Here is a 14,306-nt window from a genome sequence, read left to right as displayed (position 1 = left end):
GCTAGACAGGAATAAAGAGAAGTAATCTAAAGTTCTTGAGCTATTAGTCTAACAACTACAAAAATGCCCTCCTGTTAAGAGGGCATTGTTATTGCTAAATCGAAAAGGTGGAGTTAAAAAGTTGGAGAATTGCTAAATTCTCCTCACAAATAACAACTAACTAAATACGCGATTTGACAAATTTCTCTAACCTATCTATCCCCTTTTCAATCGTCACCAAATCTGTGGCGTAGGAAAGGCGAATGTTGTCATCAGCGCCAAAAGCAATTCCGGGAATGACTGCAACTTGATGTTCTTCCAACAAAGCGTCACAAAATTCTAGGGATTTTAGACCGGTTTTGCTGATATCTGGGAACAGATAAAACGCGCCGTCTGGTTTTGCGGTACTTAATCCGGGAATGGCGTTGAGTCTGTCTAGCATTACCTGTCGGCGTTTGGCGAAGGCTTGGCGCATTTCTTCGACACAATCTTGAGAACTTTGTAGCGCTGCGATCGCACCATATTGGGCAAAGGTACACACGTTAGATGTACTATGCCCTTGGATGGTACTGGCTGCTTTAATAATTTCTACTGGGCCTGCTAAATAACCGAGTCTCCACCCAGTCATAGAATAAGCTTTCGCAAACCCATTACTGATCAAAGTGCGGTCAAAAATTTCCTTTCCAAGAGAACCGATGCTGATATGTTCTGCACCGTCGTAGAGAATCTTTTCGTAAATCTCATCAGAGACGACAAAGATATCTGCATCAACTACTACCTGCGCCAGTGCTTTGATTTCATCTGGCGTATAAACCATCCCTGTAGGATTAGATGGAGAGTTGAGGATAAATAGCTTTGTTTTCGGCGTAATTGCTTTACGGAGTTGTTCGGGAGTAATTTTATAACCCGTCGTCGCATCTGTGGGCACAATTACCGAAACCCCGCCGACCAAAGTCACCATTTCGGGATAACTTAGCCAGTAGGGTGCAGGGATAATTACCTCATCACCTGGATCAATCAACGCCACGATCAAGTTGTACAGAGAATGCTTACCGCCATTGGTGACGATGACATTCTCAGACTTGTAATCAAGACCGTTATCAATTTTAAGCTTATGGGCGATCGCTTCCCTTAACTTTGGTTCTCCGGCTGCTGCACCATATTTGGTTTTGCCTTCTTCCAAAGCTTTGACTGCTGCGGCTTTAATATGCGCTGGGGTATCAAAATCTGGTTCTCCAGCGCTAAAACTACAAACATCTATTCCCTCTGCCTTCAGTGCCTTAGCCTTGGCTGCGATCGCTAAGGTTAATGAAGGTGTTACCTGACTTACTCTTGCTGCCAGCTTCATTCTTACTATTTTTGGCAAATCTTTCACTGATCTAAGGATATCCCAGAATCCTTACCAAGATTTGTTTTTTCTGAATTGGTTGGGGATTGTAGGGTAAGAGCATCTCAATTAAGCTTGACACAAGGACTCAGAAGAATTTAATGTATTGTCAATAGACATCTCCGAAAATGAATGTAGAGACGTAGCAGTGCTACGTCTCTACAAGGACTCTGGATAACGCATATTTAATTTCTGGAGATGTCTAATGAAACAAGAACTGAGAACCTGAATCATATAATTATTATCCATAGCGGTGCGCTTCATTTTTTGATGAACACTACATTTGTAGGTTTTTTCACATTTATGGATGAATACCCAATTATTTTTAATAATCTCCATAAAAGTAACCGAAGAGCCTGAAATTTCGAGTAATTTTTACTTTTGATTCAGAATATGCGGGCTATGTAGCTGAGGTTCCGGAACCTCCAGGTTGCGTGAGTCAAGGCAAAACCTTGCCTCATTTCCACAACTACTGCATTTTGCTCTAACACCTTTGACACAATTTTGCAATAACTTTGTCAATCTGATGTGCAATAGTTAGCTGATCAAACTATTTAACGGAACTAGGCGGGTAACTCCCGCTTTTTTTAATGGGAATTACTAATAGAAAATCCTCGATGCGTAGGTTTAAGAGTAGCTAACTCCACCTGAAAACTCACCTTGTCGCTCATTTCGCCACTTCTCGCTTCTAAAGTCCATTTTCCAGGACGCAAATACCAAAATAAAGAATTGGCTGAGTTGGTATCTAACTTTTCGCCATTCAGCCACCATTCCACCGGTGCAGATTTATTTCCCACTAACTTAAATTCAAGTTTCTGCTTCGCTTCCCCACCTGGATACACTAAGAATAAATCCCCATGATGGGGAGATAAAATTCTCAAATTATTAGAAGTAAAATTTGATTGCTGTTGTTTCGCCAACCATTCATCATACTCCGGCGGCAAATTGAACTGATTTTCACGTTCGTAATTATTTTTATCTTCTGGATAGAAATATTCCTGCACCACTGAGGTACAATCTGGTGTTGGTCGTAACCCCGAAACTGCACAAACAGGTAATTGCACTAAACCTTCTGGAGGCGGAAAACCTGCTGGTTCTTGATGTTCGTGCAGATGCAACATAATCCGATTCCACAAGGGTGCTGCGCCTGTCACACCTGACACTTGTCGCATCGGTTCACCGTTGAAATTACCTACCCAAGTCGCGACGGTATAATCTGTAGTGAAGCCAACCGTCCAAGTATCACGAAAATTGGAAGAAGTGCCAGTTTTAACAGCCGAAGGAAAGGGTAAATTTAACACCGAGTTTACACCAAAAGCTGTTGCACGAGCATGGTTGTCACTGAGGATGTTGGTAATTAATTGCCAAATTGTGTGATTGGGGAGTGTGTAGTTTGTAGAGACGCGATTCATCGCGTCTGTAGGCATTAGGGAATTAGAAAATGTGCTTACTAAAGAAGTTGCATCTCCAAGTCGTGCTATAATCAGGTAGGCATGGGCTAATTCCCAGAGACTCACTTCACCACTACCAAGAGTCAAACCCAAACCATAATGTTCTGGAGTTTGATTGAGGTGTTCAAATCCCAGTTGATGCAGTCGTTCTAAGAAAGTTTCCACACCTACTTTTTCTAACACGCGCACGGCGGGGACATTTAGGGAATTTGCTAAAGCGATTCGTACCCGCACAGGGCCAAGAAACTTTTCCGTGTAATCAGTTGGGCTATAAAGTTTCGCACCGGGAATGGCATAATGGGCGGGTACATCTGCCAAAATGGTATTTGGACGAATTAAACCTTTTTCTAAAGCTAATTCATAGACAAAAGGCTTGAGGGTAGAACCTGGTTGACGTAGTGCTTGCACTCCATCATTGCGTCCCAGTTTGGCTTCATTAAAGTAATCAGGTGAACCGACATAAGCCAAAACTTCGCCAGTATGGTTATCAATCACCAATGCAGCTGCATCATGGACATTGTTAGCGGCAAGAGAAGCAATTACCTGTTGTAACTGTGCTTCAACAAACTGCTGCAAAGGGCGATTTATAGTTGTGCGAATGGGGGAATTTTGTTCTCTTTGCGTTTTATCAAACTGACTAGCTAACCAAAATAAAAAGTGTGGTGCGGCGATAATTCCTTGCTGGCGAGATTGAAACACAACCCTTTCGGCGGATGTTCGGGTTGCGTTCGCCTCACTAATATACTTTTCCTGTACCATCCGATTAAGGACATATTTTTGTCGCTGCTTCAGCCGTTCCCAATGTTCATAAGGGTTAAAGTATGTGGGATTATTGGGAATAGCAGCTAACAAACTAGCTTGAGCAAGATTCAATTCACTCGCTGGGATAGAAAAATAAATCCGTGCGGCTGCTTCCACACCATATATATTCCCTCCCATTGGCAGCCGATTGATATATGCAGCCAGAATCTCATCCTTATTCATCCCTGCTGCTAACCGCCAAGATAGCCAAATCTCTTGCATTTTACCAGAGAAACTACGGGGCACTGGATCTAACATCCGCGCCAACTGCATAGTAATAGTGGAAGCGCCGGAAACAATTCGTTTTGCGTGGATGGCTTCTTTGCTGGCGCGGATAATTGCTTTCATATCCAACGCGCCATGATGGTAAAAGCTGCCATCTTCGGCGGCTAAAATGGCATGGATAAACTGGGGCGAAACTTGATTTAGTAGTACTACTGATGTATGCTCTTGGTCACGAGTGAGTAGTGTTCCTAATGGTAAACCATTGCGATCGCTAAATTGCATTGCCAACTGAGTTTGGGCAATATCTGCGGCCCGAACGGGCGCAAAATAGGGTAGTAAGCGTATAATCAAGCAGATTAGCAGCACAGCCAGGATAACTTTGCTACTGTGCTTAAGTTTGAGTAGCGATCGTGAAACTAGTTTCATCAGGGAATACCCTGTCTAAGAAAACTTACCTTAACTTTCCCGCAGACTTACTTATATCTACATCAGTAAATATATCAAATACTTAATAATTTATTATTACTAACTTAGCAGATATAAATTAATGTTTGCGAAATTTAAATACTTCTTTATAGTTAAGAATTGTAGTTATTTTTTGGAACAATCACACTGAGTTAGTTATCAATATAAATAAACATACTTAAATCCAAACTTTGGGTACAACTAACTAGTCGTCAGGGCTATTTCATTCTCATCTAGCCCGCCTCAGAATGAATTCTGAGTCTAATAGCAAAAGTCGTCTAAAGACGACTGATAAAAGGTTATAGTCCGTTAAAACGGACTTTAGTTATGAGCCGCAGAACTTTAGTTCTGGGCGGTTTATGTCTAGAATGAAATAGCCCTGAACTAGTCGTACTGCGTCCTTTATTAGCCTTGACATTGCCCAATACATAAGGTAGTGCAAACTTTTATTCTCTATAGTTTGTGAATTTTTAATTACTAAAAATATGATTATTAGAGTTTTACTCCGTTTTCACTATAAAATTCTCCATCTCTTCCTCGGCGTCCTTGGCGGTAGCCTGCGGCAAGCCGTTCGCGTAGCGTCTCGTAGAGAAGCGTCTACGTTAAAAAAAATAGCACATTCCTCCAATCGCAAGAAAACAATACAGTTTCTTCTACTCTTTACATTTACACTAGCGATGACAGGGTGTAACTTCTTTGGTATCAACTCAACCAAAGAACAACTCCCAGTAGTCTCTCCACTCACACCACCAAAATTACCAGACTGGATTGAACAAATTAGTCCCATTGGGGATGCCAAACCTCTTAACCAAATCCGCATCCGTTTTAAAGAAGCTTTAATCCCAGTTGAAAGCCTTGACAGCCCAGAACAGCAACAATTATTACAAAAATTTGCCCTTTGGCCGCCTTTACCCGGTCAATTTCGCTTTTTAACACCGCGCATGGTAGGATTTCAAGCTGATAAAGCCTTGCCAATAGCGACAAGATTTCAAGTCACCCTCAAAGCAGGTTTAGCAGACTTAAAAAATCATCGCTTAGACAAAGATTTACCTTGGACTTTCAATACCGAATCTATCAACCTGACCAATTTACCAGGTGTCAATCCCATTGAAAAAGCTGATATCGAACCAATTGATTTACAACAGAAGTTACAGTTTACTTCCAATGTTGAATTAGATTTAAATTCTGTACAAGAACATTTACAGTTAATCCCTGAAGGAAAAAACAAGAGTGTAGGTTTCAAAGTCGAATTAAACAAAGAAGAAAAACCATTAAAAAATGAAGAAGACCCTTTAGAAAAATTTGACCCTTCAGCAAGTAATTGGATTTATAACCTCATCCCCCAAGAAAATCTCGAAAAAGCAACCCGTTATCGTCTGGTATTTTCTCCTGGAATACGCCCGGCTTATGGCAATCTACCTACAGAAAAAGAATTTGCTACTAAGTTAGCAACTTATTCGCCTTTGGCATTTCAGAAAATTAACTTTTACGGACAGCCAGATTCAGGGGGAACTTTTGGAAGATTTCTTAAAGGTAGTCCGCAGCTAGAATTTAATAATGTTTTATTGCCAGATTCAGCTAAAGAAAATATTTCTATTAATCCTGCACCAAAAGAGATTTCGAGAATTATCCAAATAAATGATGAAGATAAAATTGTCGGCATCAATCCTTATGCCCTAGAACCTGCTAAGACTTATACAATTACTATCGGCGGAAATCTCAAAGATAAATTTGGGCAGACTTTAGGTAAACCTCTAACACTTAAATATGATACTGGAGATTTAGCTGGGGATATCTGGGTGCCATCAGATTTGAATATTTTCCCTACAGGTAAAGATTTACAGCTAAATATTAGTACGGGAAATCTGCCAGAATCTAAATATAAAGCCGCTTATCGAGTAGTTAAACCTACAGATTTAGTTTATTTTAATAATGGTAGTGATTTATTACCACAACCTTCTGAATGGCAAAGCTTTCAGGTATCGGGTAAGAAAAATCAATCAGTTGATATTGCTGTTCCTCTGCGGGAAAAAATTAGTGCAGCTACGGGAATGTTAGCTTATGGAGTCCAAGCCCGCACGAATAAATATCAGGATAATGGTAAAGAACTGTGGCGTGAACCTACGACTTATGGCTTAGTTGAATTGACAAATTTGGGCGTATTTACTCAGTGGTTTCCTGAGTCAGGGTTAATTCGCGTCAATCATCTTACAGATGGTTCACCAGTTGCAAATGGGGCTATAGAAATTTATCAATCCAAATTACAAGCAAAATCTCGCCCCGAAGCAGTACCTTGTGCAACTGGTAAAACTGATGACAATGGAATTTTCAGAATTGTTCGTGAAGGACTACAGCAATGTTATTCTGGGAATGAAAGCTCTAGTAAGTCACCACAATTATTAGTAATTGCCCGTGAAAATCAAGATTGGGCATTCGCTAGAACCGAAGAATACAGCGGCGTTTATGGCTATGGTATTGATGCAGGTTGGCAAGATGCTAAACCTGAATCACGTGGGGTAATTTTTTCGGATAGACAATTGTATCAACCAGGTGAAAAAGCTTGGTTGACTGGTTTCGCGGACTTCTTACAAAATGGCGCGATTCAGCAAGATAAAAATGCTGCTTACCAATTAACTTTGGTAAATCCTGATGGGCAAAAAACCAGCTTAGGAACACAAACCACAAATGAATTTGGCACATTTTCTCTGGAATTGCCAATCAAAACTACTCAGCGCTTAGGCTACTATACAATCCAGGCGAAGGGGAAGAACGGACAAGAAATTTCTGGAGAATTTCGGGTAGCTGAGTTTAAGCCACCGAATTTTAAAGTCGAACTTAACTTAGATAAAGAATTTGCTCTCATTGACGAGAAAGTTAATATTAATGCTACAAGCAATTATTTGTTTGGCGCACCTGTAGAAGGTGGAGAGGCAAAATATTTTATCACTCGCCAGCAAGCAAATTTTGTTCCTAAAGGTTGGGAAGAATTTACTTTTGGTAGGCAATGGTTATGGCCAGAGGAAACTCCTAGTATATCTAGTGATGTCTTGCAAACTAATGCCCAGCTAGATGCTAATGGTAAAAGTAGTCAAACTGTGAATGTGGCTAATGATTTACCATATCCGATGACTTATCAGGTAGATGTGCAAGTTGCAGATGTTTCTAATTTGTCTGTAGCCAATTCCAAAACTTTTACAGCCTTACCAAGTAATCGCCTCATCGGGTTAAAAAGTAATTTCATCGCCGATGCTGGCAAGGCTTTTCCCATTGAAGTGATTGTTACTGACCCTACAGGAAAACCGATCACAGGTCAACGAGTTCGAGTAGAATTACAACAGATAAAATATAGCAGCGTCACGCAATTAGTTGAAGGTAGCCGAACACCAAAAAATCAAGTCGAATATAAAACAGTAGGACAAGCAGAAATTACATCTGCTAGTAACCCGCAATCGGTAAGTTTGACAGCGCCGGAATCTGCTTCATATCGGATTAGAGTTAATTTTAGCGATGCCAAAAGCGAATTAAGTGCGACAGATTTACAAATTTGGGCAACTGGAGGAAATTCTGTATTTTGGGGTTCGAGAGAAAAAGATGTCTTAGAAGTTAAATTAGATAAAAAAGAGTTCAAACCTGGAGAGACTGCTACTGCACTAATTCAATCTCCCTATCCAGACGCAGAATTGTACTTTGCTGTAATTAAAGACAAACCCCTTTATCAGCAAATTATCAAAGTTCAGGGAGGCGCACCACAAATTCAGTTTCAAGTCACGCCAGAAATGCTACCTAATGCAGCCATTGAAGCTGTATTAGTGAGACAAGGTAAACCCATAAACCAAGTGGAAGCGGGAAGTTTAGATAACTTGGTGAAGATTGGTTTTACACCTTTTAAAGTGAAGTTAGAGGATAAGTATTTAAAACTGCAAGTTAAGCCGGTACAAGCATCATTAGAACCTGGTGCAGAAGAAATAGTAAAACTGGGACTGAAGGATAATCAAGGAAACCCCACCAAAGGGCAGTTTACAGTCATGGTGGTAAATGAGGCAGTGTTACAACTTTCTGGTTATCGTCCGCCAGATTTGGTAGATACAGTTTATGCAGAACAGCTGATTTCTACCCGCTTTAACGATAATCGCGCAAATGTCATATTACAAGCACAAGATGTAGCTAAACCCAAAGGTTGGGGTTATGGCGGTGGTTTCTCAACTGGTGCAGCCAATACTCGCACTCGCACCGATTTTCAGCCCTTAGCTTACTACAACGGTTCTGTCCTTGCTGATGCAAATGGGAATGCACAGATAACCTTCAAACTCCCGGATGACTTAACTACATGGCGGGTGATGGCTGTAGCCACCGATGGAAATCTACGTTTCGGTAATGGGGACGCGACGTTTATCACCACCAAGCCACTGCTAACTAATGCCATCTTGCCACAGTTTGCCCGTCCAGGCGATCGCATCCTGGCTGGTTTATCTGTAACTAACAACACCGGGAATCCAGGAAATCTCTCAATTAATGGCGAACTTAGCGGTACGGTGAAGTTTGCTGACAAAAACCCCACAGCAACTTCTTTGCAAACCAAAGCTGAATCCGCAACTCATGCTTATCGCTTTCCAATGGTGGCGGATAGTGTGGGAGTTGGGAAAGTTCGGTTTACCACTCAGCTAAATGGTACAGCCGCAGATGCTTTTGAAGTACCTTTGGAAATTAAGCCAATTGAAATTACAGAACAAGTCGTGGAAACTGGTGTAATCCCCCCAACCCCCCTTACGAAAGGGGGGGATAATGTGAAGATTCCCCTGAATGTCGATAAAAATAGCTTCCCTGATGCGGGAGGTTTAGATATTCAGTTGGCGAGTACTTTGATAACGGAGATTAAAGCACCAGCCAAGCAGGTTTTAGAAGATGATGATTTGCCGTTTACAGAACCGGCTGCAAGTCAGTTAATAATTGCTTCAAACTTGCAAACTGTTGCCCAAAAATATGGTCAGACTTTTGCAGAATATAATCCTAGCCAACAGGCAAATAAAGCAATTGAAAAATTACAAAAACTCCAAATAGCCGATGGTGGTTTTGCTGCTTTCCCCGGACAAGAAAAATCTGACCCTTGGGTTTCTTCCTATACGGGAGAATCTTTAGCTAAAGCCAGTCAGGTATTCCCGAATTTAGTCGATTCGGCAATGGTGTCTCGCCTGAAAGCTTATCTGCAAAAAGTTCTAGCAAACCCCGGAGAATACGACTTTTGCAAACAACTACTCTGTAAAAGACAACTGCAACTCAATGCTTTAATTCCCTTAGCAGAATTGGGAGATAAACGCAATACTTTCCTCGCAGATATTTATGAACAGCGCAACAACTTTGATGTAGTAACTCAAATTAAACTAGCGCGATACTTATCTCAATTCCCCGAATGGCAAAATGAATCTCAAAAATTAGTCAACAATCTGCAACAGAATATCTATGAAACTGGCCGCACAGCAGTTGTAAGTTTACCAGGTAATTGGGGATGGATGAGTTCATCTACCACGACGCAAGCGCAAGCTTTACGATTATTTATTGCCAAACAAAGTAAACCCGAAGTTATAGATAAGTTATTCCAAAGTCTTTTGGCATTACGACGGGATGGTACATGGCAAACTGACTATAATAATGCTCAAGCATTAACAGCTTTGGTAGAATATAGCCAACTGCAACCCACACCGCCTAATTTTGTTGCCACAGTGGAATTGGCTGGTAATAAGTTAGGAGAAAATCGCTTTAATGGCTATCAAAATCCTAGTTTACAACTAAATGTGCCGATGACTAAATTACCTCGTGGTCGTAATGATTTAACGCTGCAAAAATCAGGTAATGGCACTTTGCACTATTTGGTTGCTTATAATTATCGCTTGCAAGGCAATCAACCAGGCAGATTTAATGGTCTACGCATAACACGAGAAATTAGTCAAGTAAATCAAGAGAAAGTTTTGCAAAAAACAGGTCTTTATGCTTTCGATAAACCCTTGACTTTAGCCTCTGGACAGGTGTTTGATATTGGTTTAGAAATTATTGCCGATCATCCTGTGGATCATTTGGTGATCAAAGATCCGCTACCATCAGGTTTTGAGGCGGTGGATGCAAGTTTTCAAACTGCTACAGCTGCATTACAAGCAAAAGCCGATAGCTGGGAACTTGGCTTTAAGAATGTGTACCGCGATCGCATTATCGCCTACACCGACCACCTAGAACCAGGAGTTTATAGCCTGCATTACTTAGTCCGTTCTGTGACTCCTGGGACATTTTCTTGGCCTGGTGCGGAAGTTCACTTGCAATATGCACCAGAAGAATTTGGGCGTACTGCTGAGTCTACATTAATACTGGAGGATGGGAAGTAATCAAACTAATAACAGTAATAGGACTTACGCAAAAACCCTCTCAAACTCTATTAATTTTCGTAGCTGGCGATCGCAACAATAGTAGATAAAGGCACTTCCGCAAAATATTGTTGCTGAAATTGTTCTTCTCGGACAGCAGCTAAAAATCGTGCAACCGCTGCATCAGCAAGGTTTTCGGTACTATCGCTTGGATGCCAAGTGATTTGCAAATAATGGTCTTGTCGTTTGACTGTGAACCCGAAATATTTTAAAGTTTTGATGCCGACAAGTAAGGTTTGGTCGCTGATGCCGATTTTCTTTAGAAGTTGTACGCGGGTAACTAGTTGATTTGTGCGACTGAGATATTTGGCAATTCCTACGAGAGTCAGCCAAATTTGATTGGGTGGTTGGTGGTTGGGTTTAGACCAAGCGATCGCTAATTGTTGCTGATTGTTAAACCCAGGCGTAGAGCGGCTTGTCGCCAAACATCGCCGCAACCAGATGCGTAAATCATCCCAATTTGTCGGACAATCTTCAATAATTAGTGCTGTTAGCGGATGGCTAGGGTTGAGCCAGTGCTGAGTGCTAAGTGCTGAGTGTTCCTGATTCCGTAAGTCTAGGATGAAGGGTGTTAGCGATAGCGGGGTGTTAAGTGCTGAGTTAGCAGAAGAACGCACGGCAATTAATCTGATTTCATAACGTTTTTTGAAGGTGTTGTAGTCTATTTCTGCTATGCAATCACATCTTCCTATAGGCAATTCATCTTTGTAGTGTCCCCACCATAAGCCAGGAAAAGCACTTCTGCTAGAATCATCCCGAATATCAAACTCAGCTTTAATGTACTGTACTTTTTTCCCTTGCCAATCTTGCTGATTGCGATGCCAAGCATTTTCAAACCAGCAATTTTGAATTAGCAATTTCGGAACCGGATTACCCATTCCACAAGGTTCTAGCAGTTTCAGTTCCAAAAATAACTCTTTCCCCAAGTCTGCAACTGTTACCGTCAAGTCTGCTTGCACAGTTGGTATTAGGGTTGTACTCCCTAAAGATTGCCGCAACTGCTGATTAATCGCCGCTGTAAATAAAGGAATGTTCTCCACCAACAAACTTAAACCCGCTGCAAAGGGATGTCCCCCAAAACGGTGTAACAAATGTGCTTGGTCTTTCACCAGTTGGTATAAATCGACAGAATTTACCGAACGGGCGGAACCATGGGCGAGGGATTGGGGATCGGGGATTGGGGATTGGGAAGAGTCTTCTCCAGTACCCAGTCCCCAGTCCCCAGTCCCCAATCCCTCTGTACTTAACAAAATCGTGGGGCGACCTGTTTCTTGTGCTACTTGCCCCGCAACTAAGCCCAATACACCCGCAGGCCATTGGGCATCTTCTAGGACAATGACGCTGGTGGTTGATAAGTCTAATTGGTTGAGTTTTTGTGCTACTTGTGCTTGCACATCTTTTTGTAAAGATTTACGGCGGGCGTTGGCGAGTTCTGTAACTTCGGCTAGTTCGTTACAACGTTTGACATCCCGACTAGTTAATAATTCCACGCAGAAACTAGCATCACCTTGGATACGACTAACGGCGTTAATTCTTGGGCCCAAACCAAAAGAAATATCTGTGGGGCGATCGCCACTTTTCTGACACAATTCTAATAATCGCCCTACCCCTGGACGCCGCCGCGCTGCTGCCGGCTGTTTAAAATCTTCTTGCAGTCGTTGAATTCCCATCTGTGCCAAGTAGCGACAATCTCCACTTAACTGCACTAAATCGGCAATTAATCCAACTGCCACTAAATCTAATAAATCTTCTAAGGGATATTTGGCAACATTGGGCAGGCTTTGATATAGTGCTTCCACCAACTTATAAGCGACTGCCACCCCAGAAAGATTAAATAACTGATGTTCCTTGGGTAAATAGCGGGGATTGATAATCGCTGCAACGGGTGGGCGTTCGGTGGGTAAGGTGTGATGATCTGTAACTATTACATCTATACCTAGCTGTTTAGCATAGATAATTTCCTCAAGGTTTGTGCTACCTGTATCGCAAGTCACAATTAATTTGCAACCTTGTTTTGCTAAATTATCAATGCCTTGATTATTAAGTCCGTGGGATTCTTTCAAACGATTGGGAATGTAGTAAATTAACTGGGTATTTTGAGCGAAAAACTGCCCCAATCCATCCCAAAGTACCGATGTGGCAGTAATGCCATCGGCATCGAAGTCTCCCCAAATGGCGATTTTTTCTTTCGTATTGTATGCTTGTTGCAAGCGTGCGATCGCTAAATGCATTTCTTGCCCAAACTCAAAGGGACTTGCTGGCTGATAAGCTTTATAGTTGATAAAAGCTGTTAATTGTTGACGATCTTTAATACCCCGTTGCCACAACAACTGTGCCGCATATAGTCCACTTGATGCAGGTGTATGCTGTTTCACTGCTTCGATCAACCACTCTGGTGGTTGTTCGGTTGCTGTTATAGTCCACTGCTGTTGTTCTGACATACAAAGAAAGTTAGGAGTTAGAAATTAGGAGTTAAAACTCTTAAAATACGAGAGTGTCTTAAAGCATTGAAGATTGCTGACATAAAATTTGAAATATCTCTAGAAAGTCAAGTAACTAAAATTTTATGACTTAAATCTCATCGTACTACAAGACTCCTTCTTTTCCACTCCTCACTTCTACAAAATCTTGTGGCACTGGACTAGGACTTGCTATCTCCAAACGTATCGTCAATGCTCATAATGGGAAACTGTTAATCTCTTCTGACCTCCTGACAGGAACTAATGTGAGTATTCAATTACCTGTAGTTATTCAATGAGGTTTTGATTGATCTAAATGCCAGGTATTTGTAATAATATTTATTACTTTTATTTTTATTTGCAACTTGTGAGTTAAATCACACTATCAACCTAAATACTGAAATAGAATTATATTTGTGCATAAAATATTACATACAAAATGACGGAATTACTTCAACTAATTTTGGTGTTAGGTACAGTAGTTGGTGTTGCAGACGGTAACACAATTTTGGTTAAAGATGAAGCCGGACAAACAACTACAATCAAGCTAGCGTGTATTAATGCACCAGAGGCAACTGACAAGCGCTATGGTTTAGCAGCAACACAAAAGCTAAAACAGCTACTACCACCTCAAACTCCTGTCGTGATTAGAAGCACAGAACAACTTAAAAATGGTCGTCCAACTGGTGAAGTGTTTGTGGATAATCGGTCAGTAAATCTCCTTTTGGTAGAGTCAGGTGATGCCGTCGTTGACCAAGAATCTTTACAAAATTGCTATGAGAGTAAAACTCAATTTTTAATTGCAGAAGCTAATGCTAAAAATAAACATTTGGGATTGTGGCAGCAATCAAAATTACAGTTGAAATTCTATGTCAAGTAAGCAGGTGCATTGTCAGTTATGACTAATTGCATACGCTTCAGTTGGGATAGTTTTAGAATTGCTGTACTTGTTTCATTATTTGAGATTTTCTATATTTCGTTTTGTCAATAAATAAGTGGACAAGAGTAAATTAAATTAAAAGGGAACAGGGAACGGGCAACAGGGAAATCCCCATAATTAAAATCAGGGGATTTGTACAAGGACACATTGAAACATCGTGGCTGACGCCATCTCGTTTCAAATATTTTT

Annotated in this window: 5 protein-coding genes and 1 pseudogene; 3 read left to right on the top strand and 3 right to left on the bottom strand. The window is 41.1% G+C overall.

Annotated features, from left to right (window positions below; genetic code table 11):
• Positions 1-160 precede the first annotated feature (160 nt).
• Complete coding sequence (locus tag V7K67_RS11430) at positions 161-1,327, bottom strand: pyridoxal phosphate-dependent aminotransferase (RefSeq protein WP_335166576.1); 1,167 nt, start codon at positions 1,325-1,327, stop codon at positions 161-163.
• 626 nt (positions 1,328-1,953) lie between these two features.
• Entirely contained in the window at positions 1,954-4,269 is a 2,316-nt protein-coding gene (gene pbpC, locus V7K67_RS11425; RefSeq protein ID WP_335166574.1) for a penicillin-binding protein 1C, read from the bottom strand.
• 716 nt (positions 4,270-4,985) lie between these two features.
• Here pbpC and V7K67_RS11420 point away from each other — a divergent pair.
• Positions 4,986-10,679, top strand: coding sequence for an alpha-2-macroglobulin family protein (locus V7K67_RS11420; RefSeq protein WP_335166593.1), 5,694 nt, complete (start codon positions 4,986-4,988; stop codon positions 10,677-10,679).
• 50 nt (positions 10,680-10,729) lie between these two features.
• Here the strand turns inward: V7K67_RS11420 and V7K67_RS11415 are convergent, their stop codons facing one another.
• Positions 10,730-13,159, bottom strand: a complete 2,430-nt coding sequence (locus V7K67_RS11415) for a single-stranded-DNA-specific exonuclease RecJ (protein WP_335166572.1) — start codon at positions 13,157-13,159, stop codon at positions 10,730-10,732.
• 176 nt (positions 13,160-13,335) lie between these two features.
• Between V7K67_RS11415 and V7K67_RS11410 the strand changes: the two are divergent.
• Both V7K67_RS11410 and V7K67_RS11405 read left to right on the top strand, forming a co-directional pair.
• Positions 13,336-13,476: pseudogene (locus tag V7K67_RS11410) on the top strand (ATP-binding protein); the annotation flags it as partial.
• Between the two features lie 140 nt (positions 13,477-13,616).
• Positions 13,617-14,057 carry a thermonuclease family protein gene (locus V7K67_RS11405; RefSeq protein ID WP_334728989.1) on the top strand — a complete coding sequence of 147 codons (441 nt, stop codon included), beginning with the start codon at positions 13,617-13,619 and terminating at the stop codon, positions 14,055-14,057.
• Positions 14,058-14,306: the final 249 nt, after the last annotated feature.

The organism is Nostoc sp., assembly GCF_036917155.1.
Lineage (GTDB): Bacteria > Cyanobacteriota > Cyanobacteriia > Cyanobacteriales > Nostocaceae > Nostoc.
The sequence above is the reverse complement of the archived record's forward strand: the minus strand, read 5'-3'. Positions and strand labels throughout refer to the sequence as shown.